Raw genomic sequence first — 22,200 nt, 5'->3', positions numbered from 1 at the left:
CAGAGCACTCCCGGCAGTACGCCTGCAATCCGTCACTCATCGCCTTGTTGGACGCGAAGCCTGCCAGCGGTTTGTGCACACGACACCGCGAGCACCGCTTCACCTCTGACTGATCACTCACCCAGCCCCCCGTAGACCTTCGAGTTGAAGGCGAACCTACTCCCCACCCTTCTGAACGAAGGACCTCACGAAATCCTCGGCGTTCTCCTCGAGGACATCGTCGATTTCGTCCAGCACCGAATCCACGTCGTCCGACAATTTCTCCTGGCGTTCCTTGAGGTCGCCCGACGCCTGCGCGTCCTGCTGCTGCTCCTCGACCTCTTCGGTGGAACGGGTGGCCTTCTGCTGTCCGCCGCCGCTGTCCTTGGTCGCCATATCCCTCACCCCGCTCGGTTCGCCCCGCTCGATGTGACCTTCAAGATCCGACCCTACAAGCAGGGTCCGACATCGGCCCTGCACTTGCTGCAACGCCCGGGAGTCACCTCGATGATTCCCGCGCCGCGGCCTTTTCAGCCGCGGATCAGCTGCCGATCATGGCGAATTTGCCATGGACCTGCCGTCCGTCAGCGACCGGACAACGTCCTGACCAGCTCTTCCGCCGTCCGGCACCGGTCCAGCAGCTCCTTGACGTGCTTACGGGTCCCGCGCAGCGGCTCCAGCGTGGGCACCCGTTGCAGGGAGTCACGGCCGGGCAGATCGAAAATGACCGAATCCCACGAGGCGGCGGCGACATCGTCCGCGTACTGCTCCAGGCACCTGCCGCGGAAGTACGCCCTGGTGTCCTCCGGAGGCTTCAGCTCGGCCCGCTCCACCGCGGACTCGTCCAGGAGCCGCTTCATCTTGCCGCGGGCCGCCAGACGGTTGTACAGGCCCTTCTCCGGGCGCACGTCGGCGTACTGGAGGTCGATGAGGTGCAGCCGGGCGGCGTCCCAGTCCAGGCCGTCCCGGCGGCGGTAGCCCTCCATGAGTTCGCGCTTGGCGACCCAGTCCAGCTCGCCGGACAGGCTCATCGGGTCGTTCTCCAACCGCCCGAGCACGTCCTCCCACCGGGTCAGGACGTCCTTGGTCTGCTCGTCCGCATCCGCTCCGTAGCGGTCCTCCACGTATTTGCGGGCCAGCTCGTAGTACTCCATCTGGAGCTGTACGGCGGTGAGCGTACGGCCGCTGCGGAGCGTGATCAGGTGCTGGAGCGTGGGGTCGTGCGAGACGTGGTGCAGAGTGCGTACGGGCTGCTCGACGGCGAGATCGACGGCGATGAAGCCGTCCTCGATCATGGACAGCACCAGCGCGGTGGTGCCCAGCTTCAGGTACGTCGAGATCTCGGAGAGGTTCGCGTCGCCGATGATCACATGCAGCCGGCGGTACTTCTCCGCGTCCGCGTGCGGTTCGTCGCGGGTGTTGATGATGGGCCGCTTGAGGGTCGTCTCCAGGCCCACCTCCACCTCGAAGTAGTCGGCGCGCTGGCTGATCTGGAAGCCGTGCTCGTGGCCGTCCTGGCCGATGCCGACCCGGCCGGCGCCGGTGACGACCTGCCGGGAGACGAAGAACGGCGTCAGGTGGCGCACGATGTCCGAGAAGGGGGTCTCCCGCTTCATCAGGTAGTTCTCGTGCGTCCCGTAGGAGGCGCCCTTGTTGTCGGTGTTGTTCTTGTAGAGGTGGATCGGCTGGGCGCCGGGGACCTGGGCGGCCCGCTCGGCGGCCTCGGCCATGATCCGCTCGCCGGCCTTGTCCCAGAGGACCGCGTCGCGCGGATTGGTGACCTCGGGGGCGCTGTACTCGGGGTGGGCGTGGTCGACGTAGAGCCGGGCACCGTTGGTGAGGATGACGTTGGCCAGGCCGATGTCCTCGTCGGTGAGCTGGCTGGAGTCGGCGGCCTCGCGGGCGAGGTCGAAGCCGCGGGCGTCCCGCAGCGGGTTCTCCTCCTCGAAGTCCCAGCGGGCACGGCGTGCCCGGTGCATCGCCGCCGCGTAGGCGTTGACGACCTGGGACGAGGTGAGCATGGCATTGGCATTCGGGTGGCCGGGGACGGAGATCCCGTACTCCGTCTCGATCCCCATTACTCGCCGTACGGTCATGCGGCCCTCCTTGCCCGGCGGCGCCCCCGGGTGGGGTCGGCGCTCAAGTACCGCTGCGCTTCCGGTCCGTGTGCGTGCCCCGCGTCAGCACAGCGTGACGCAGCGGTACCGAAGAGCCTAGAACGCCTTTGCGGCGCTGGGGAGATCATTACAGTCATTGCTCCAGTCCGGTTTTCCCTGGTTCATCGCTGCCCGCGGGGGCGGTCCGCTCGCCCCCGCAAAAGCGTCCGGCTGCGGACGCCCCGTGCAGGACATCCGCAGCCGGAGAGCGGTGTTACAGGTATTGGCCGGTATTGGCCACCGTGTCGATGGAGCGACCGGTGTCCGCGCCCTGCTTTCCGGTGACGAGGGTGCGGATGTACACGATCCGCTCGCCCTTCTTTCCGGAGATCCGGGCCCAGTCGTCCGGGTTGGTGGTGTTGGGCAGGTCCTCGTTCTCCTTGAACTCGTCCACACACGCCTGGAGGAGGTGGGAGACCCGCAGACCCTTCTGGTTGTGCTCGAGGAAAGCCTTGATGGCCATCTTCTTCGCACGTCCGACGATGTTTTCGATCATCGCGCCGGAGTTGAAGTCCTTGAAGTAAAGGACTTCCTTGTCACCATTGGCATAGGTGACCTCCAGGAATCGGTTTTCCTCGGATTCCGCGTACATCTGCTCGACGACCGACTGAATCATCCCGCTGACCGCGGCCTTGCGCGAATCGCCGTGCTCGGCGAGATCGTCGGCGTGCAGCGGGAGGTTTTCCGTGAGGTACTTCGAGAAGATGTCCTTGGCGGCCTCCGCGTCCGGACGCTCGATCTTGATTTTCACGTCGAGACGGCCGGGGCGCAGGATCGCCGGGTCGATCATGTCCTCGCGGTTCGAGGCACCGATCACGATGACGTTCTCCAGGCCCTCCACACCGTCGATCTCGGAGAGCAGCTGCGGGACGATGGTGTTCTCCACGTCCGAGCTGACGCCGGATCCCCGGGTGCGGAAGAGGGAGTCCATCTCGTCGAAGAAGACGATGACGGGCGTGCCCTCGCTCGCCTTCTCCCTGGCGCGCTGGAAGACCAGGCGGATGTGCCGCTCGGTCTCGCCGACGTACTTGTTGAGCAGCTCGGGGCCCTTGATGTTCAGGAAGAAGCTCTTCCCGGCCGGCTGCCCGGTGACTTCGGCGACCTTCTTGGCAAGGGAGTTGGCGACCGCCTTGGCGATGAGCGTCTTGCCGCAGCCGGGCGGGCCGTAGAGCAAGACACCCTTGGGCGGGCGGAGTTCGTGTTCCTTGAAGAGGTCGGGGTAGAGGTAGGGGAGCTCGACCGCGTCCCGGATCTGCTCGATCTGGCCGCCCAGACCGCCGATCTTGGTGTAGTCGATGTCCGGAACCTCTTCGAGGACCAGTTCCTCGACCTCGCTCTTCGGGATGACCTCGTAGACGTAGCCGGAGCGGGTTTCGAGCAGCAGGGCGTCGCCGGGGCGGATGGTGGTGTCCAGCAGCGGCTCGGCGAGCCGCACCACCCGCTCCTCGTCGGTGTGCCCGATGACCAGCGCGCGCTCGCCGTCCTCCAGGATCTCCTTGAGGGTGACGATGTCGCCGGCGCTCTCGAACTCCATGGCCTCGACCACGTTGAGCGCTTCGTTGAGCATGACCTCTTGGCCGCGCCGGAGGTCGTCGATCTCCACGCTGGGGCTGACATTCACCCGGAGCTTTCGGCCCCCGGTGAAAATGTCGACCGTGCCGTCCTCGTTCGCCTGCAGGAAGACACCGAAGCCGGCCGGCGGCTGTGCGAGCCGGTCGACCTCCTCCTTGAGCGCGACGATCTGGTCGCGGGCCTCGCGGAGCGTATTGGCGAGACGCTCGTTCTGAGCGGAAACGCCGGCCAGGTTGGTCTGCAGCTCGACGATCCGCTCTTCGAGAATCCTCGTGTGCCGCGGAGAGTCGGCGAGCTTGCGTCGCAGGACGGCGATCTCCTGCTCAAGATAGGCAACCTGGCCGGCTGGATCTTCAGACCCGCGCCCCGGCCGGATGCCGCGGTTGATGTCGTCGTCGTGGGCTGCCACGGTCCTCACCTCCTCCAAGGAGCTGGACGCTTCCTGACCCTACCTGGGCCGGTGCAGGTTGAAACCCCTAGATCGAAAAGACTGTCGGGGTGTGTCCGATCTTCACCCTTGCGCACGTCCTCACGCCAAGGGAATACCCACCCAACAACATCGGAAAGCGAGCGGTTGTATCGTCGAGTCGGTCAACACCCGTCAGGGCTGGCGCCACTTAGACAAAAACGGTTCACGTACGCAGGAACGGCAGGCGAGATGACCGCGCAGGACGAAGCACCGGAGCTGGAAGTCTGGATCGACCAGGACCTGTGCACCGGGGACGGCATCTGCGCGCAGTACGCGCCGGAGGTCTTCGAGCTGGACATCGACGGCCTGGCCTATGTCAAGAGCGCGGACGACGAGCTGCTGCAGGAGAAGGGGGCCGCAACGCCCGTCCCCCTGCCGCTGCTCAACGACGTGCGGGACTCCGCCAACGAGTGCCCCGGCGACTGCATCCACGTGCGCCGCGTCGCCGACCGGGTCGAGGTCTACGGGCCGGACGCCGACTGAACAGCGCGGATCGCGCGGTGTGGACGCGGCACGGACACGGCGTAGTCGAAGCGTAGGAAGTCGCCGGACACGAGCACCCCGTGTGACGGATCAGACACCCTCGGTGGCGCCGCCGGCGGGGAGTTCGCTCTGGACGAACTTCCCGCCCCGCCATTGCCACTTGACGCTCTTGTGGACGTCGGGGCAGCAGCGCGGCACATCGAGCGTGGAGTAGCCCAGGAGCGTCGTGGAGACCTCCCGGCCCTGGATGCCGATGTCCTGGACCGTGAGCCGCTGGGCGGGCGCCAGGAGGGTCGCGACGATGCGCGGTGCGGCCTTGGGGTCGGAGGGCTGCGCGAGGACGTAGACGCCGCTGGGCGGGGTCCCGGTCTCGCTGTGGCAGCGGACCACGGCGACGGTCTCCGTACCGCCGGTGCCGTCGAGGTCGCCGGAGACCTTCTCGGTCACGTCGAGGCGGTTGGGTCCGCAGTTGACGGGGAACGCCACCCTGCCCGGGTCGGGGGCCGCCGCGGACCGGGCGGACCGGGGGGTGGCGACCGCCGTGGCCGTGGCGTCGGGCGGCTGGATGAGGGACGAGGCCGCGATGACCGCCGAGATGGCGGTCGCGGTGGCGAGCCAGTGCATGGAGTGAGGCTGGGTGTGCAACAGGTCCTGGCCTGCCAAGGGCTGCACGTGGGGTAACTCCTGTGAGGTGCTGTGGCGGTGGGAGTGCCCAGCATCGTTCCACAGGAGGGGTCGGCAAGGAACCGGCGGGGGCGGAGTTTTCCGTGCAGATGCCGGGGTGGAAACGAAACGGCGCCGCCGGCGGTTCCCGGTCGGGGGAACTCGTCGGCGGCGCCTGGTGGTTCGGCGGCCGGAGCGGGAGCGTCAGCCGCGCTCGGCGGAGCCGTCCGGGCCGGCCTTCGCCGCCGCCCCGTCGGGCTTCGCGGGGGCGCTCTTCTCCCGCCCACCCGGCCCTGCGTAGTCCTCCCCGTAGGCGCCCTTGGCCGGCCGGCGGCGGCGCAGCGGGGGCTCGACGCCGTCGGCGAGACGGCGCGCGGTGAGCAGGAAGCCGGTGTGGCCGATCATGCGGTGGTCGGGGCGGACGGCGAGGCCCTCGACGTGCCAGGTGCGGACCATGGTCTCCCAGGCCGACGGCTCGTTGAAGGTGCCGTGTTCGCGGATCGCCTCGACGGTGCGGGCCAGCTGCGTGGTGGTGGCCACGTAGGCGCAGAGGATGCCGCCGGGCACCAGGGCCTTGGAGACGGCCTCCAGGCACTCCCAGGGGGCGAGCATGTCCAGGATGACGCGGTCGACGTCGGTGTCGGAGAGGTTGTCCTGGAGGTCGCCGACGGTGAGTGTCCAGGCGGGGTGCGGGCCGCCGAAGTAGCGCTCCACGTTCTGGGTGGCGATCTCGGCGAAGTCGGCGCGGCGCTCGTAGGAGTGCAGCATGCCGTCGTCGCCGATGGCGCGCAGCAGGAAGCTGCTGAGGGAGCCGGATCCCACCCCCGCCTCGACGATGCGGGCGCCGGGGAAGATGTCGGCCATCGCCAGGATCTGCCCCGCGTCCTTGGGGTAGACCACGGCGGCGCCGCGGGGCATGGACAGGACGTAGTCGGGGAGCAGGGGGCGCAGCGCGAGGTAGGCGACGTTCCCGGTGGTACGGACAACACTGCCCTCGGGAGCACCGATCAGCTCGTCGTGGGGGAAGGCTCCCTTGTGGGTGTGGAAGCTCTTGCCCTCTTCGAGCGTGAAGGTGTAGTGGCGTCCCTTGGGGTCGGTGAGCTGGACCTGGTCCCCGACCTTGAAGGGCCCGCGACGGCGGGCGGCACCGGTCGGTTCGGACATGTGACCAGCCTACCGGCCACTCGGCATGCCCCGTACCAGGGCAGCCGCGGGCGGCGGTACCGGCGCCCGCGGGGCCGACCGTACTCCGGGCGGGCGGCGGCTCGGACGGGCGGTGGCCGGGCCCGGCGGCGGGGCCCGCCGTTGCCGGTGGGGGGCGCTATCGGGGCGGTCGAACGCGGCTGGCCCCCCGGCTGGGGGCTACCCAGGGGTGCACGGCGAGAACCGCGGGCTGCGGGACGGGCCGAGGTGGGGTGGGGCGGGCTGGGGTGCGCTCGGAGTGGGCCGGCGGGAGAGCGGGTGGGGTGGGCCCGTCAGGGACGGCGGGGCGCGGCCGGTAGGGGCCGGTCGGATCGCCCGGGACACACGGACGGGGCCGGTCGGGACGGGCGGCCGTGCGCGGACCGGGCGGCCTCTGAAGAGGCCGGAGCGGACGGGGCGGCCTCAGGACGGGCGGGCGCGGACCGGGCGGCCTCGGGAACGGCCGGGCGCGGACCGGTTGGTCTCAGGACGGGCGGGCCATGGCGGCGACGAAGGCGCGTTCCACGTCGGCGGTGGAGAGGACGCCGTAGATCTCACCGGTCTCCTCGACGACCAGGTACTCGGTGGCGGGGGTGGCGCGGAGGTACTCCAGGAGGTCCTCGCCGGCCAGCTCGGCGCCGACGCGCATCCCGTCCCTGAGGTCCTGGGCGAGGGTGCCCACGGGCACCCAGGGGCGGCGGTGGTGCGGGATGCCGACGACGGCGGCCTCACGGACGAGGGCGGTGGGGGTGCCCTGGCGGTCGACGACGACAAGGGCCCGGGCGCCGGCGTCGTTGGCGCGGCGCAGCGCCTCGGAGAGCGGGGTGTCGGTCTCGACGGGGATGGCGCGCCGGGTGAGCGTACGGGCGGTGAGGTCGGGGAGGCGTTCGCGCAGCCGGGCCATGCGGAGACTGTTGCCGGCGCCGGTCCAGATGATGGCGGCGAGGATCGCGGCGAGCAGGGCGTCGGTGAGCGAGTCGGCGCCGCCGATCTCCTCGGGGGCGCGGCCGAGGGCGCCGGTGTGGGTGAGCAGCGGCAGGCCGATGAGGACGGTGACGGCGAGCGCGCGGCCCACCCAGGCGGCGGCGATGGTGCCGCTCATGGGCTTGCCGGTGAGCTTCCAGACGACGGCGCGCAGCATCCGGCCGCCGTCCAGGGGGAGGCCGGGGAGCAGGTTGAAGACCGCGACGATGAGGTTGGAGATCATCAGGCCGGCGAGCAGGACGCCGGGGACGGTGCCCGGTTCGACCATCTGCATGCCCACGTAGAAGACGCCGGCGAGGACGAGGGAGAGCAGCGGCCCGACGAAGGCGAGGACGAACTCCCTGCCGGGGGTCTCGGTCTCCTTCTCGATCTCGGAGACGCCGCCGAAGAACTGGAGCTGGATGCGGCGTACCGGGAGCCTGAAGCTGAGCGCGGCGACGGTGTGCGCGAGTTCGTGGACGAGCACGGAGGCGTAGAAGGCGACCGCGAAGAAGAGGGAGACCAGGTAGCGGGCGGCGCCGAGTTCGGGCAGCACGCGGTCCAGTTGGCCGCCGAAGACCCAGGTGATCAGGGCGGCCACCAGGAACCAGCTGGGCGCGACGTAGACGGGCACGCCGAAGGGGCGGCCCATGAGGATGCCGCCGCCGGCGCCCCGCTGCCTGTCCGGCGCCGGTTCCTTGGTGCCGTCGGTGTGCTCGGGCTGCTGGGGCGGCTGGGCCTGCGCGGACTCCTCGGGGTCCTGCGACTTCCCGCTCTCGTCCACGGCATCCCCTCGTCGAATACGGCATTGGCGCCTGCTCTGCGTGATAACTCGATCATGCAGGGCAAAGGTGCCCGACGTCGATGGTATGCGGAGCTTCCCACCGTGATCCGACGCGGGTGCCGGGGGCCGTCGCCCGGTCCGCGGCGGGCGGTTGGCGGGCCGGGGCGCTCACCGTTCGTGACCCGTCCGCGATTGTCAGTGGCGGGCCGTAGGGTTTTGTGGCATGGGATGGAGCACGGAAGAGACCGAGGCGGCCGCGCAGGGCGGCGGGCGTGTGTCCGGCGCGGCGCGGGAGGCGGCCGGCGTGCCGGCGCAGGGCGGGGCGCGGCCGCCGGTGGCGCTGTCGCCGTCGCGGGCCGGCGATTTCATGCAGTGCCCGCTGCTCTACCGCTTCCGCGTCATCGACAAGCTGCCGGAGAAGCCCAGCGCGGCGGCGACCCGGGGCACGGTGGTGCACGCGGTGCTGGAGCGGCTCTTCGACGCCCCGGCGGCGGAGCGTACGGCGGCCGGGGCGCGCGCGATGGTGCCCGGCGAGTGGGAGCGGCTGCTGGCCAAGCGCCCGGAGCTGGCCGAGCTGTTCGCGGACGACGCGGACGGAGCGCGGCTGGGGCGGTGGCTGGCGGAGGCCGAGGCGCTGGTGGAGCGGTGGTTCTCGCTGGAGGACCCGACGCGGCTGGAGCCGGCCGACCGCGAGCTGTATGTGGAGACGGTGCTGGATTCGGGGCTGCGGCTGCGGGGGTTCATCGACCGGGTCGATGTGGCGCCGACGGGCGAGGTACGGCTGGTCGACTACAAGACGGGCAAGGCGCCGCGACCACAGTTCGCCGAGGGCGCGCTGTTCCAGATGAAGTTCTACGCGCTGGTGGTGTGGCGGCTGCGCGGGGTGCTGCCGCGGCGGCTCCAGTTGGTGTATCTGGGCAGCGGTGAGGTGGTGACGTACGACCCGGGCGAGGCCGATCTGCGGGCCGTGGAGCGGAAGTTGCTGGCGCTGTGGGAGGCGATCCGGCTGGCGACGGAGACCGGGGACTGGCGGCCGCGGCCGACGAAGCTGTGCGGCTGGTGCGACCACCAGGCGCACTGCCCGGAGTTCGGCGGCACTCCCCCGGCGTATCCGTTGCCGGTGCGGGCGGTTGCTGAATCGGCCGGGGGTCCGGGGGTTGCCCCCGCAGAGACGCAGCCGTTGCCGGTGCGGGCAGTGGCTGAATCGGCCGGGGGTCCGGAGGCTGCCCCCGCAGAGACGCAGCCGTTGCCGGTGCGGGCGGTTGCTGAATCGGCCGGGGGTCCGGAGGCTGCGCCCCAGGGAGACACCGTCGTCGGCGGTGCGGGCGGCGGCTGATCCGGCCGAGGGTCCGGAGGCTGCGCCCCGGGAGGCGCAGCCGTTGCCGGTGCGCCCGGGGGACGGCGACGACGGGCCGCAGGGCAGAATGGAGCGGATCGAGTAGATCGAGCCCTGTCGAAGGAGAGCTTGTGGCTATCCGCGTCCTGCTGGTCGACGACCAGCCCCTGCTGCGTACGGGTTTCCGGATGATTCTGGAGGCGGAGCAGGATCTGGCTGTCGTCGGTGAGGCGGGCGACGGTCTCCAGGCGCTGGACCAGGTCCGGGCGCTCCAGCCCGATGTGGTGCTGATGGACATCCGGATGCCGCGGATGGACGGTGTCGAGGCGACCCGGCAGATCACCGGCCCGGCGAAGGACGGCCCGGCGAAGGTGCTGGTGCTGACGACGTTCGACCTGGACGAGTACGTCGTCGAGGCGCTGCGGGCCGGCGCGAGCGGCTTTCTGCTGAAGGACGCGCCGGCCAACGAGCTGGTGCAGGCGATCCGGGTGGTGGCGGCCGGCGAGGCGATGCTCGCGCCGAGCATCACCCGCCGGTTGCTGGACAAGTACGCCGGTCATCTGCCGTCGGGCGAGGAGCAGGTGCCGGACACCCTCCACACGCTCACGGAGCGCGAGGTGGAGGTGCTGAAGCTGGTGGCGCGCGGGCTGTCGAACGCGGAGATCGCGGCGGACCTGTTCGTCAGCGAGACGACGGTGAAGACGCATGTGGGCCATGTGCTGACGAAGCTGGGGCTGCGGGACCGGGTGCAGGCCGCGGTGTACGCGTACGAGAGCGGGCTGGTGCGGCCGGGCGCGCAGTAGTCCCGAAGGCCCGCGGGCGGCCTCAGGGGCGCCGAGCGGGCTCGGGGGCAGCAAGCAGGCGGGGCCGGTCCGGAGGTTCTCGGACCGGCCCCGGTGTCGTCTGCGGCGCGGTCAGCCCGCGGCGGACTTGCTGATCTCCCAGAAGCGGAAGACCGTCGACGAGTCGAGCGTCCACTCCAGACCGGAGACGCCCTGGCGGGCCACCGCGTACTGCTTGCCCTGCCAGATCGGGATGACCGGCAGGTCCCTGGCGACGATGTCCTGGAGCTCGCGGAAGGCCGCCTTGGTGGCGCCGCGGTTGGGCTGGTCGGCCGTCTGGGGCAGCAGCCGGCCCGAGATGACGGGCGAGTTGTAGTGGTTGTCCAGCACGTTGTCCTTGCCGAAGAACGGCTGGGTGAAGTTGTCCGGGTCCGGGTAGTCCGGGATCCAGCCCTTCACGTAGGCGCCGAAGCGGCCGGACTCCGTGCCCTGCTCGTATTCCTGGGTGGGGACGCTGCGCACCTGGGCGTCGAACAGCTTGCTGGCGTTGAGCTGTTGGGCGATTTCCCGGACGGCCGGCACGGTGCCGGGGCCGTACCGGTCGGGGGTGGCCCACAGGGTGAGCTGCACCTTGCCCTGGATGCCGGCGTCGCGGAGTGCCGCGGCGGCCTTGTCGGGCTGCGGCCGGTCGCCGTAGGTGTCGAAGAACGGGGTGGTGTGGCCGGTGATGCCGGCCGGGACGACCGAGTAGAGCGGTTCGGCGGTGCGCTGGTAGACGTCCCGTACGAGGGTGGGACGGTCGAGCAGGTAGGCGATGGCCTTGCGGACGCCGAGCTTGCCGGCGACCGGGTCGTCGAGGTTGAAGACCAGGTGCATGACCTCGGCGCTGCCGCCCTCCACGACCTGGGTGCCGTGTTGCTGCTGCAGGGAGGAGTGGTCGAGTAAGGCGATGTCCTTCATGGCGAGTCCGCGGTAGGCGACGTCGACGCCGCCGCTCTGGACGGCCTTCTTGAGCTGGTCGGTGCCGCCGAAGAACTTCACGGTCATGCCGGCGTTCTTGACCTTGGCGGGGCCCTTGTAGGACGGGTTGACGGAGAACTTGGCCTGCTGGGCCCCGTAGGAGTCGAGGGTGTAGACGCCGGAGCCGGTGGCCTTGCCGTCGGTGCGCAGCCGGTCGGCGGGGTAGACGGTGTGGTCGACGATGGAGCCGGCGCCCGAGGCGATCTTCATGGGGAAGGTGGCGTCGGGCGACTTGAGGCGGAAGACGACGGTTCTGGCGTCCGGGGCGTCGATCCCGTCGAGGGCGGAGAACATCACGGCGGGGCCGTTCTTGTCCTTGATGCGCCGGGTGCGGTCGAAGGAGAACTTGACGTCCTGTGAGGTGAGCTTGTCGCCGTTGCTGAAGGTCAGGCCGTCCTTGAGGGTGCAGCGGTAGACCCTGCTGGCGGTGTCGGTGAAGCCGCAGCTCTCGGCGGCTTCCGGCTCCGGGGTCGTACTGCCCTTGGGGAAGCTCAGCAACGACTGGAAGACGTTGTTGAACAGCAGCCAGGAGCCGGGGTCGTAGCCGGCCGCCGGGTCCGTGGCGACGACCTTGTCCGTCATTCCCATGACCACGGGCTCCCCGTGGCCGGCCGCCGGTGAGTTGTCCGTGCCGCACCCGGCGACCGCGAGCAGAGCTGTCGCCAGCCCCGCTCGGATCGGGGCGGCCAGCCACTGGTCACGCTTCACTCGGTGGTTCCTCACGTTCTGGTGATGCCGGTCGGGCCGCGGCGGGGGTGCCGCGGCGGCAGGTGGATGCGAGGTGAGGGTACGGCCCGCGGTCAGCTGGAGACGCCGCGGCCGAGCTCCCAGATCTGCAGCGCCGAGGAGGAGTTGAGGGCCCATTCGACGCCGGTGACGTTATCGCGCGCCGCAACATACTGCTTGCCCTGCCACAGCGGGAGGATCGGGATGTCGTCGGCGAGGATGTCCTGCGCCTCCTTGAAGCCGGCCGCGGCGGCGTTGCGGTCGGTCTGCTGCCGGGTGGCCGGAATCAGATCCGACTCGATCTTGTCGTTGTGGTAGGGCAGGTTGAGGAAGTTCCCCTTGCCGACGAAGGGCGCGATGTAGTTGTCCGCGTCGGGGATGTCGGCGAACCACCCCATGCCGTACGCCGCGTACTTGCCGTTCGACTCGTCGGTGCGGAACTGCTGCCACTTGTCGATGCCCTGGATGCTGACGTCGAAGAGCTTGGTGCTGTTGAGCTGCTGCTGCAGCGCCTGGAACTCCTTGGCCGTGCTGGAGCCGTAGTGGTTCTTGGTGTACGTCAGGGTGAACTTCACCGGGGTGGTGATGTTCGCCTGCGACAGGGTCTGGCGGGCCGCGGCGACATCGGGGTTGCCGTACTTGGTGAAGAAGGAGTTGATGTGGCCGGTGAGGCCGGTGGGCACGAGCGAGTAGAGCGGGTCGCCGGTGTACGCGTAGACGTCGCGCACGAGCTGGGAGCGGTTGACGACCTGTGCCACCGCCTGCCGTACGGCCTTGTTGGAGACCGACGGGTCCTTGGTGTTGAAGGCGATGTAGCGGATCTCCTGGCCGGGCATCTCCTGGAGCATGATGTGCTTGTCCCGGGAGTTCTGCAGGCCCTTGACCTGGTCCGGCGACAGGCCGCGGTTCACCAGGTCGACGTCGCCCTTCTGCAGCGCCGCCTCCATGGCCGTGGAGTCGTCGAAGAACCGCATCTCGACCTTGTCGCTCTTCACCGTCAGCCCGCCCTTGTAGTCGGGGTTCTTGGTGAAGGTGGCCTTGGTGAGGTGGTCGCCGGAGCGCTCGGTCTTGACGGTGTACGGGCCGGAGCCGACCACGTCCCAGCCCTTGTAGAGGCTGTCGTTCGGGTAGACCTGGCTGTCGACGATAGCGGCGGCCGGCGTGGCGAGCTTCTGCGGGAAGGTGGCGTCCGGCTTGGTGAGGTGGAAGACCACCTCGCGGTCGCTCGGCGTCTCGACCCGGTCGATGTCGTTCAGCAGCGACACCGGGCCGTTGGTGTAGTTGATGGTCCGCAGGCGGTCGATGGAGAACTTCACGTCCCGCGACGTGAGCGCATGTCCGTTCGAAAACTTCAGGCCGGTGCGGAGGGTACATCGGTACTGCTCGTTCTGGGTGTCGCGGAAGCCGCACGACTCGGCGGCCTCCGGCACCGGAGCGGTGCCGGTCCGGGGCTGCCGCATCAGCGTCTGGAGGGTGCTGCGCAACACGTTCCAGGCGTCGACGTCGTACGCCTGCGCCGGGTCCAGGGGCGCCGGCGCGTCCTTGGTGGCCTCGATCTGCGAGGCGACGCCGACGACGATCGGCGAGCCGCCCGAGCCCGCGCCGTCCGAGCTTCCGCACGCAGCGAGAGCCGGGGCGAGGAGTCCGGCCAGCGCCGGCAGCACCAAGGTCTTGCGATTCATCGTCGGCAGGTTCCTTATCAGCGCAGAGGTGTTGCTCGCGTCGAGATTAGTAGGCACCGCCAGCCGGTCATCGACGCAATGGAGTTGCGGCGATATGGCGGCGGGATAACGGCGGTGCGGCGATCGATATCCGGACGGGGGAACGTTTCACGCGTTGCTCCACCAATCCGGACACTTACCCCCGTAGAAGCCTCCGGCGAGGCCCTCTGGATCACTCGTCGGGCCCGCTGTCGACGGCCGGGAACGTGAGAAACGTCACGCCTTCAATGGGCCTGCGAACCACAGGAATTCCACAGGTGTATTCGTCACGGAAAATGAGCGCACCACTGCCCTGAGTTCCACGGCATTCCCCGGGACACGCTCAGTGAACGGTTCAGCGGCTTTCCGTGATGAGTGCCCTCAGAAAAGGGAGATCGACTTCTTCGAGCGAGTCCACGACGGTACGGCCGGGGGCGGGCGGGATGGCCGTCACGGACGGCACCGCGACCACCCGGCAGCCCGCCGCCTCCCCCGCCGTCACCCCGGTCAGGGTGTCCTCGACGACGGCGCACCGGGCCGGGTCCACGCCCAGCCGCGCGGCGGCCGTCAGATACGGGTCCGGGTGCGGCTTCGTACGCTCCAGGTCGTCGCCGGCGAGCGTGAGACGGAAGTTCTCCGGGCCGAGGGAGTGCAGCATCCGCTCGATGATGCTGCGGTGCGAGGCGGAGACCAGGGCGGTGGGGACCTCGTGGGCGGCCAGCTCGGCCAGCAGTCTGCGGGCGCCCGGCATCAGCGGGACACCGCGGCCGATCCGGGCCGTGAACGCCGCGTTGAGCAGCGCGCTCAGCTCCGCCAGGCCGATGTCGGCGCCGGTTTCCCGGAGCAGGTAGCCGGCACTGCGGGTCATCGGCCCGCCGACGACGACCTCGCGGTGGGTGTCGTCGAGGGTGTGGCCGAGTTCGGCGAAGACCTCGGACTCCGCCTCCCACCAGAACCCCTCGGTGTCGACGAGGGTGCCGTCCAGATCGAGGAATACGGCCTGGAGGGTCGCGGCTTCGGCTGTGCGGGTGCCGACTGCGGGGATGCTGCTGGTCATCCATCCACCTCCGTTGGGACGTCCCCGGAGGGACGAAAGGGCCGGCCGCCTCCCCGGGCTGGGGAAACGACCGGCCGCTGCCGGACCGACCAGTGTACGACCGTGCGCGGCGAAACGCGTGGCGAGCGCGGATCTCCGTGGGGAGGGCGGTCCCAGTGGGAAGGTGGCCCCGGTGGGGAAGGTGGTCCCGCTACCGTCGGTTACCGCGCGTTGAAGTACTTGGCCTCGGGGTGGTGGATGACGATGGCGTCGGTGGACTGCTCGGGGTGGAGCTGGAACTCCTCGGAGAGCTGGACGCCGATCCGCTCCGGCCGGAGGAGGTCGGCGATCTTGGCGCGGTCCTCCAGGTCGGGGCAGGCGCCGTAGCCGAGGGAGAAGCGCGCGCCGCGGTACTTCAGCGCGAACATGTCCTCGACGTCGGCCGGGTCCTCGCCGGCGAAGCCCAGTTCGCCTCGGACCCGGGCGTGCCAGTACTCGGCCAGCGCCTCGGCCAACTGGACGGACAGGCCGTGCAGTTCGAGGTAGTCGCGGTAGGAGTTGGCGGCGAACAGCTCGGCGGTGGCGGCGCCGATCTTCGAGCCGACGGTCACGACCTGGAGGCCGACGACGTCCGTCTCGCCGGACTCCTCGGGGCGGAAGAAGTCGGCCAGGCACAGCCGGCGGCCACGGCGCTGGCGCGGGAAGGTGAAGCGGGTGCGCTCGGTGCCGTCCTCGTGGAGCAGGACGAGGTCGTCGCCCTTGGAGTAGCAGGGGAAGTAGCCGTGGACCACGGCGGCTTCCAGCAGGTTCTCGGTCTGCAGCTTGTCCAGCCAGCCGCGCAGGTGGGGCCGGCCCTCGGTCTCCACCAGCTCCTCGTAGGTGGGGCCCTCGCCGGTGCGGGCCTGCTTGAGGCCCCACTGGCCCTTGAACAGGGCGCCCTCGTCCAGCCAGGAGGCGTACTCCTTGAGCTGGATGCCCTTGATGACGCGGGTGCCCCAGAACGGCGGGGTGGGGACGGGGTTGTCGGTGGCCACCTCGGAGCGGACCGCGCCCTGCTCCGACTCGGGCTCGGCCACCTCCACCGCCGCCTTCCTGGGCACCCGGCGCTGCTTGAGTTCGGGGAGGGTGGCGCCGGGCACGCCGCGCTTGACGGCGATCAGCGCGTCCATCAGGCGCAGGCCCTCGAACGCGTCGCGGGCATAGCGGACTTCGCCCTCGTAGATCTCGTGCAGGTCCTGCTCGACATAGGCGCGGGTGAGGGCCGCGCCGCCGAGGATGACGGGGAAGTCGGCGGCCATCTTGCGCTGGTTGAGCTCCTCCAGGTTCTCCTTCATGATCACCGTGGACTTGACCAGCAGGCCGGACATGCCGATGACGTCGGCGCGGTGCTCCTCGGCGGCTTCCAGGATCGCCGAGACGGGCTGCTTGATGCCGAGGTTGACGACGTTGTAGCCGTTGTTGGACAGGATGATGTCGACCAGGTTCTTGCCGATGTCGTGGACGTCGCCGCGGACGGTGGCCAGGACGATGGTGCCCTTCCCCTCGTCGTCGGACTTCTCCATGTGCGGCTCCAGGTAGGCCACCGCGGTCTTCATGACCTCGGCGGACTGGAGGACGAACGGCAGCTGCATCTGGCCGGAACCGAACAGGTCGCCGACCACCTTCATCCCGTCCAGGAGGGTTTCGTTGACGATGTCGAGGGCCGGGCGGTCCTTCAGGGCCGCGTCCAGGTCGTCCTCCAGGCCGTTCTTCTCGCCGTCGATGATGCGCCGCTTGAGGCGTTCCTCCAGCGGGAGCGCCGCCAGCTCCTCGGCCTTGCCCGCCTTCAGGGACTTCGCCGTGGCGCCCTCGAAGAGCTGCATCAGCTTCTGCAGCGGGTCGTAGCCCTCGGCGCGCCGGTCGTGGATGAGGTCGAGAGCGGCGGTGACCTGCTCCTCCTCCAGCCGGGCGATCGGCAGGATCTTGGAGGCGTGCACGATCGCCGAGTCCAGACCGGCCTTGACGCACTCGTCGAGGAACACCGAGTTCAGCACGATGCGGGCGGCCGGGTTGAGGCCGAAGGAGATGTTCGACAGGCCCAGGGTCGTCTGCACCTCCGGGTGGCGGCGCTTGAGCTCGCGGATCGCCTCGATGGTGGCGATGCCGTCCTTGCGGGACTCCTCCTGGCCGGTGCAGATGGTGAAGGTCAGGCAGTCGATGAGGATGTCCGACTCCCGCACCCCCCAGTTCCCGGTCAGGTCGGCGATCAGCCGCTCGGCGATCTCCACCTTCTTCTCTACGGTGCGGGCCTGGCCCTCCTCGTCGATGGTCAGCGCGATCAGCGCCGCGCCGTGCTCGGCGGCCAGCGCGGTGACCTTGGCGAAGCGGGAGGTGGGGCCGTCGCCGTCCTCGTAGTTGACGGAGTTGATCACCGCCCGGCCGCCCAGCTTCTCCAGGCCGGCGCGCAGCACGTCGAGTTCGGTGGAGTCCAGCACGATGGGCAGGGTGGAGGCGGTGGCGAACCGGCCGGCCAGCTCCTCCATGTCCGCCACGCCGTCCCGGCCCACGTAGTCGACGCACAGGTCGAGCATGTGGGCGCCCTCGCGGATCTGGTCGCGGGCCATCTCCACGCAGTCGTCCCAGCGGCCCTCCAGCATCGCCTCGCGGAACTTCTTCGACCCGTTGGCGTTGGTCCGCTCGCCGATGGCCAGGTACGCGGTGTCCTGGCGGAACGGGACGGTCTGGTAGAGGGAGGCGGCGCCGGGCTCGGGGCGCGGCTCGCGCGCGGGCGGCGTCAGGCCGCGGACCCGCTCGACGACCTGCCGCAGATGCTCCGGCGTCGTACCGCAGCAGCCGCCGACCAGGGAGAGGCCGTACTCGCCGACGAAGGTCTCCTGGGCGTCGGCCAGCTCGGTGGCCGTGAGCGGGTAGTGCGCGCCGTTCTTGCCCAGCACCGGCAGGCCCGCGTTCGGCATACAGGACAGCGGGATGCGCGAGTGCCGGGCCAGGTAGCGCAGGTGCTCGCTCATCTCGGCGGGTCCCGTGGCGCAGTTCAGGCCGATCATGTCGATGCCCAGCGGCTCCAGGGCGGTCAGCGCCGCGCCGATCTCCGAGCCGAGCAGCATCGTGCCGGTGGTCTCCACCGTCACGGAGCAGATGACGGGCAGGTCGGTGCCGGTCGCCTTCAGGGCGCGGCGGGCGCCGAGGACGGCGGCCTTCGTCTGGAGCAGGTCCTGGGTGGTCTCCACCAGCAGCGCGTCCGCACCGCCGGCGATCATGCCCTCGGCGTTCTGCTGGTAGGCGTCGCGCAGGGTGAGGTACGGGGCGTGGCCGAGGGTGGGGAGTTTGGTGCCGGGGCCCATGGAGCCCAGGACGTAGCGCTGCTGCCCGGTGGCGGCGGTGAACTCGTCGGCGACCTCGCGGGCGATCCGGGCGCCGGACTCGGACAGCTCGAAGACCCGCCCGGGGATGTCGTACTCGGCCAGCGCGGCGTGGTTCGCGCCGAAGGTGTTGGTCTCCACGCAGTCGACACCGACGGCGAAGTACTCCTCGTGGACCGAGCGCACGATGTCGGGGCGGGTGACGTTGAGGATCTCGTTGCAGCCCTCCAGCTGCTGGAAGTCCTCCAGGGTCGGATCCTGCGCCTGCAGCATCGTGCCCATGGCCCCGTCGGCGACCACCACGCGCGAGGCGAGGGCTTCGCGGAGTGAGGTCACGCGGGACGGGCTGGTGGACGATGGCGTCTTCGAGGCCATGGAGGTGCTCCCGTGGTTGCGACGGCTGTCGGCTTTGCACCCTCCTGGAGAGGGCGCACCCGGCCAGCGTAGCTGCCGGGCACGGGACAGGTGTTCCCCGTTCCACGCCGTGGACAGCGGCACCCGGGTGAGGCTCGGTCGACTATCCATGATCGTCGTTGGCCCGGATCGCTCCCCAAGAGTCGGCATGGACCGATATCGTTCAGCATTGTCGAACCGCATACTTCGGAGGTCGCCCGATGGCACGCACCATCCAGTCGTTGGAGCGCGCAGCCGCGATGCTGCGTCTGCTCGCCGGGGGAGAACGGCGGCTGGGGCTCTCCGACATCTCCTCCTCCCTGGGCCTGGCCAAGGGCACCGCGCACGGCATCCTGCGCACGCTCCAGCAGGAGGGCTTCGTCGAGCAGGACGCGGCCTCGGGCCGCTACCAGCTCGGCGCCGAGCTGCTGCGGCTGGGCAACAGCTATCTCGACGTCCACGAACTGCGCGCCCGCGCCCTGGTGTGGACCGACGACCTGGCCCGCTCCAGCGGGGAGAGCGTCTATCTGGGCGTGCTGCACCAGCAGGGCGTCCTGATCGTGCACCACGTCTTCCGGCCGGACGACAGCCGGCAGGTGCTGGAGGTCGGCGCGATGCAGCCGCTGCACAGCACGGCGCTGGGCAAGGTGCTGTCGGCGTACGACCCGGTGGCGCACAGCGAGGTCGTGGAGGCGGAGCGGGAGCCGTTCACGCCGCGGACGGTGACCGGGCTGGCCGACTTCGAGGGGCTGCTGGACCTGACGCGGGCGCGCGGCTGGGCCGCGGACGTGGAGGAGACGTGGGACGGCGTGGCCTCCGTCGCCGCGCCGATCCACGACCGGCGGCGGATGCCGGTGGGCGCCGTGGGGGTCACCGGAGCCGTGGAGCGGGTGTGCCGGGACGGCGAACTGCGGCCGGAAATCGTCGCTGCGGTGAGGGATTGCGCACGTGCGGTGTCCAGGGATCTTGGCGCAGGGCGATTTTGACCGGTTTCGCGGCAAATGTTCACCTAAGTTTTTCGCCACAGCACCCTTGACGGGGTCTGGGAGGTGAACAAAACTGCCGTTCGTCGGTCGGCATTGTCGAACACCTAACGGCAATATTCGCTATGGTGTGGACTGCCGCGGGCCGACCAACGCCCTCTCGGAGGGTGCGGACCACCGGAGGGACCCGGGGTTCGCCTTCCCCTGGACGAAGGACAAAGGAGTCGCCGGTGTCCAGCTCCGACATCTTCATCAGCGAGACCATCGGTACCGCTGTACTGATCTTGATGGGTGGCGGCGTCTGCGCCGCCGTCACGTTCAAGCGCTCCAAGGCGTTCAACGCCGGATGGGTCGCCATCGCCTTCGGGTGGGGCTTCGCCGTCCTCACGGGTGCCTACATCGCCGCGAAGTCCGGCGCACACCTCAACCCCGCCGTCACCATCGGCCTCGCCATCAAGGGCGCCATCCAGTGGAGCCAGGTGCCGGTGTACTTCGCCGGCGAGATGCTCGGCGCCATGATCGGCGCGGTGCTGGTGTGGGTCGTGTACTACGGGCAGTTCCAGGCCCACCTCACCGACCCCGAGGTGCTGGCCGACCACACCAGTGAAGAGGGCATGGTCGACCCGAGCGCCGCGCCGAAGGCCGGCCCGGTGCTCGGCATCTTCTCCACCGGTCCGGAGATCCGGAACGTCGTGCAGAACCTGGCCACCGAGATCATCGCCACCACCGTGCTCGTGCTGTCGATCCTCACTCTCGGTCTGAGCGACAACGGCAAGGGCGTCGGCACCATCGGGACGCTGCTGGTCGCCCTCGTCGTCGTCGGCATCGGTCTGTCGCTGGGCGGCCCGACCGGGTACGCCATCAACCCGGTCCGCGACCTCGGCCCGCGCATCGTGCACGCGCTGCTGCCGCTGCCGAACAAGGGCGGTTCAGACTGGGGTTACGCCTGGATCCCGGTCGCCGGTCCGCTCATCGGCGGCGTCATCGCCGGTGGCATCTACCAGTTGGCGTTCGCCTGAGCCGGCCGACCGCCCGCCTCCGCCCGCACAGACTTCCTGGAGCACACACCATGAGCGACACCCACAGCACCTCCTCCCACGGGCACGGCCCGTTCATTGCGGCCATCGACCAGGGCACCACGTCCAGCCGCTGCATCGTCTTCGACAAGGACGGCCGGATCGTCTCGGTCGACCAGAAGGAGCACGAGCAGATCTTCCCGAAGCCGGGCTGGGTCGAGCACGACGCGTCCGAGATCTGGACCAACGTGCAGCAGGTCGTCGACAACGCCGTCCAGAAGGCCGGGATCACCTCCGCCGACGTCAAGGCGATCGGCATCACCAACCAGCGCGAGACCACCGTCCTCTGGGACAAGAACACCGGTGAGCCGGTCCACAACGCCATCGTCTGGCAGGACACCCGCACCGACGCGCTGTGCAAGGAACTCGGCCGCAACGTCGGCCAGGACCGCTTCCGCCGGGAGACCGGGCTGCCGCTCGCCTCGTACTTCGCCGGACCGAAGATCCGCTGGCTGCTGGACAACGTCGAGGGCCTGCGCGAGCGCGCCGAGCGCGGCGAGATCCTCTTCGGCACGATGGACTCCTGGGTCATCTGGAACCTCACCGGCGGCGTCGACGGCGGCCACCACGTCACCGACGTCACCAACGCCTCGCGCACCCTCCTGATGAACCTGCACACCCTGGAGTGGGACGAGAAGATCCTCGCGTCGATGGACATCCCGGCGGCCGTGCTGCCGGAGATCCGCTCCTCGGCCGAGGTCTACGGCACCAGTGCCTCGGGGGCGCTGGCCGGCGTCCCAGTCGCCTCGGCGCTCGGCGACCAGCAGGCCGCGCTCTTCGGCCAGACCTGCTTCGACCAGGGCGAGGCCAAGTCCACGTACGGCACCGGCACCTTCATGCTGATGAACACCGGCCACGAGCCGGTCAACTCGTACAACGGGCTGCTCACCACGGTCGGTTACCGCATCGGCGACCAGCAGCCGGTCTACGCGCTGGAAGGCTCCATCGCCGTCACCGGCTCGCTCGTCCAGTGGATGCGCGACCAGATGGGGCTCATCAACAGCGCGGCCGAGATCGAGACCCTGGCCAGCACGGTCGAGGACAACGGCGGCGCGTACTTCGTGCCGGCCTTCTCCGGCCTGTTCGCCCCCTACTGGCGCTCGGACGCGCGCGGTGTCATCGCGGGCCTGACCCGCTACGTCACCAAGGCGCACATCGCCCGAGCCGTCCTTGAGGCCACCGCCTGGCAGACCCGCGAGATCACCGACGCCATGACCAAGGACTCCGGCGTCGACCTGACCGCGCTCAAGGTCGACGGCGGTATGACCTCCAACAACCTGCTGATGCAGACCATCTCGGACTTCCTGGACGCACCCGTGGTGCGCCCGATGGTCGCCGAGACCACCTGCCTCGGCGCTGCCTATGCGGCCGGACTGGCCGTCGGCTTCTGGTCCAGCACCGACGAACTGCGCGCCAACTGGCGCCGGGCCGCCGAATGGACCCCCCGCATGGACGCGGCCACCCGTGACCGCGAGTACAAGAACTGGCTCAAGGCCGTCGAGCGGACCATGGGCTGGATCGACGACGAGAGCTGACGA

Annotated in this window: 16 protein-coding genes; 6 read left to right on the top strand and 10 right to left on the bottom strand. The window is 69.7% G+C overall.

What is annotated here, in order from left to right:
• Window positions 1-156: 156 nt before the first annotated feature.
• The 3 genes from GR130_RS11845 to arc all read right to left on the bottom strand — a co-directional run bounded on the left by GR130_RS11845 (window position 157) and on the right by arc (window position 4,116).
• Window positions 157-375, bottom strand: a complete 219-nt coding sequence (locus GR130_RS11845; protein ID WP_159504689.1) for a ubiquitin-like protein Pup — start codon at window positions 373-375, stop codon at window positions 157-159.
• A 188-nt stretch (window positions 376-563) separates the two neighbouring features.
• A complete protein-coding gene (gene dop, locus GR130_RS11840) occupies window positions 564-2,075 on the bottom strand; it encodes a depupylase/deamidase Dop (protein ID WP_443043593.1) in 1,512 nt (503 codons plus the stop codon).
• Between the two features lie 274 nt (window positions 2,076-2,349).
• Entirely contained in the window at window positions 2,350-4,116 is a 1,767-nt protein-coding gene (arc, locus tag GR130_RS11835) for a proteasome ATPase (RefSeq protein WP_159504688.1), read from the bottom strand.
• A gap of 249 nt (window positions 4,117-4,365) precedes the next feature.
• Here arc and GR130_RS11830 point away from each other — a divergent pair, with 249 nt between their 5' ends.
• Complete coding sequence (locus GR130_RS11830) at window positions 4,366-4,659, top strand: ferredoxin (RefSeq protein ID WP_159504687.1); 294 nt, start codon at window positions 4,366-4,368, stop codon at window positions 4,657-4,659.
• Window positions 4,660-4,749: 90 nt separating this feature from the next.
• Here GR130_RS11830 and GR130_RS11825 read toward each other — a convergent pair whose 3' ends face one another.
• From GR130_RS11825 to GR130_RS11815, 3 genes are all read right to left on the bottom strand, one after another.
• Window positions 4,750-5,331: a hypothetical protein gene (locus GR130_RS11825; protein WP_159504686.1), complete on the bottom strand. Its 582-nt coding sequence runs from the start codon at window positions 5,329-5,331 to the stop codon at window positions 4,750-4,752.
• 195 nt (window positions 5,332-5,526) lie between these two features.
• Entirely contained in the window at window positions 5,527-6,486 is a 960-nt protein-coding gene (locus GR130_RS11820) for a tRNA (adenine-N1)-methyltransferase (protein ID WP_159504685.1), read from the bottom strand.
• Between the two features lie 502 nt (window positions 6,487-6,988).
• The gene (locus tag GR130_RS11815; protein WP_159504684.1) at window positions 6,989-8,251 is read right to left on the bottom strand and encodes a site-2 protease family protein; all 1,263 of its coding nucleotides are present in this window, start codon (window positions 8,249-8,251) and stop codon (window positions 6,989-6,991) included.
• A gap of 223 nt (window positions 8,252-8,474) precedes the next feature.
• Here GR130_RS11815 and GR130_RS11810 point away from each other — a divergent pair, with 223 nt between their 5' ends.
• Both GR130_RS11810 and GR130_RS11805 read left to right on the top strand, forming a co-directional pair.
• Window positions 8,475-9,587 (top strand): RecB family exonuclease, encoded by a 1,113-nt coding sequence (locus GR130_RS11810; RefSeq protein WP_236572985.1) that lies wholly within the window; start codon window positions 8,475-8,477, stop codon window positions 9,585-9,587.
• A 131-nt stretch (window positions 9,588-9,718) separates the two neighbouring features.
• Window positions 9,719-10,390, top strand: coding sequence for a response regulator (locus tag GR130_RS11805; protein WP_159504683.1), 672 nt, complete (start codon window positions 9,719-9,721; stop codon window positions 10,388-10,390).
• A gap of 111 nt (window positions 10,391-10,501) precedes the next feature.
• Here the strand turns inward: GR130_RS11805 and GR130_RS11800 are convergent, their stop codons facing one another.
• From GR130_RS11800 to metH, 4 genes are all read right to left on the bottom strand, one after another.
• Window positions 10,502-12,097 (bottom strand): ABC transporter substrate-binding protein, encoded by a 1,596-nt coding sequence (locus GR130_RS11800; RefSeq protein WP_159504682.1) that lies wholly within the window; start codon window positions 12,095-12,097, stop codon window positions 10,502-10,504.
• Window positions 12,098-12,189: 92 nt separating this feature from the next.
• Window positions 12,190-13,797: an ABC transporter substrate-binding protein gene (locus GR130_RS11795; protein WP_159504681.1), complete on the bottom strand. Its 1,608-nt coding sequence runs from the start codon at window positions 13,795-13,797 to the stop codon at window positions 12,190-12,192.
• 373 nt (window positions 13,798-14,170) lie between these two features.
• Entirely contained in the window at window positions 14,171-14,872 is a 702-nt protein-coding gene (locus tag GR130_RS11790) for an HAD family hydrolase (RefSeq protein WP_159504680.1), read from the bottom strand.
• 200 nt (window positions 14,873-15,072) lie between these two features.
• Window positions 15,073-18,585, bottom strand: a complete 3,513-nt coding sequence (gene metH / locus GR130_RS11785; protein ID WP_159504679.1) for a methionine synthase — start codon at window positions 18,583-18,585, stop codon at window positions 15,073-15,075.
• Between the two features lie 239 nt (window positions 18,586-18,824).
• On the opposite strand from metH, the gene GR130_RS11780 reads away from it, so the two are divergent.
• The 3 genes from GR130_RS11780 to glpK all read left to right on the top strand — a co-directional run bounded on the left by GR130_RS11780 (window position 18,825) and on the right by glpK (window position 22,197).
• Window positions 18,825-19,589, top strand: a complete 765-nt coding sequence (locus GR130_RS11780; protein WP_159504678.1) for an IclR family transcriptional regulator — start codon at window positions 18,825-18,827, stop codon at window positions 19,587-19,589.
• Between the two features lie 227 nt (window positions 19,590-19,816).
• Complete coding sequence (locus GR130_RS11775) at window positions 19,817-20,605, top strand: MIP/aquaporin family protein (protein ID WP_159504677.1); 789 nt, start codon at window positions 19,817-19,819, stop codon at window positions 20,603-20,605.
• A 50-nt stretch (window positions 20,606-20,655) separates the two neighbouring features.
• A complete protein-coding gene (gene glpK, locus GR130_RS11770) occupies window positions 20,656-22,197 on the top strand; it encodes a glycerol kinase GlpK (RefSeq protein WP_159504676.1) in 1,542 nt (513 codons plus the stop codon).
• Window positions 22,198-22,200 lie beyond the last annotated feature (3 nt).

Origin of the sequence: Streptomyces sp. GS7, assembly GCF_009834125.1 — a bacterium.
In the GTDB taxonomy this organism is placed as follows: Bacteria; Actinomycetota; Actinomycetes; order Streptomycetales; family Streptomycetaceae; genus Streptomyces.
The sequence above is the reverse complement of the archived record's forward strand: the minus strand, read 5'-3'. Positions and strand labels throughout refer to the sequence as shown.

Coding starts and splice junctions, on each gene's coding strand:
- dop (WP_443043593.1), bottom strand. CDS start 2,075: ATGACCGTACGGCGAGTAATGGGGATCGAGACGGAGTACGGGATCTCC.
- GR130_RS11830 (WP_159504687.1), top strand. CDS start 4,366: ATGACCGCGCAGGACGAAGCACCGGAGCTGGAAGTCTGGATCGACCAG.
- GR130_RS11820 (WP_159504685.1), bottom strand. CDS start 6,486: ATGTCCGAACCGACCGGTGCCGCCCGCCGTCGCGGGCCCTTCAAGGTC.
- GR130_RS11810 (WP_236572985.1), top strand. CDS start 8,475: ATGGGATGGAGCACGGAAGAGACCGAGGCGGCCGCGCAGGGCGGCGGG.
- GR130_RS11780 (WP_159504678.1), top strand. CDS start 18,825: ATGGCACGCACCATCCAGTCGTTGGAGCGCGCAGCCGCGATGCTGCGT.
- GR130_RS11790 (WP_159504680.1), bottom strand. CDS start 14,872: ATGACCAGCAGCATCCCCGCAGTCGGCACCCGCACAGCCGAAGCCGCG.
- GR130_RS11845 (WP_159504689.1), bottom strand. CDS start 375: ATGGCGACCAAGGACAGCGGCGGCGGACAGCAGAAGGCCACCCGTTCC.
- metH (WP_159504679.1), bottom strand. CDS start 18,585: ATGGCCTCGAAGACGCCATCGTCCACCAGCCCGTCCCGCGTGACCTCA.
- GR130_RS11795 (WP_159504681.1), bottom strand. CDS start 13,797: ATGAATCGCAAGACCTTGGTGCTGCCGGCGCTGGCCGGACTCCTCGCC.
- glpK (WP_159504676.1), top strand. CDS start 20,656: ATGAGCGACACCCACAGCACCTCCTCCCACGGGCACGGCCCGTTCATT.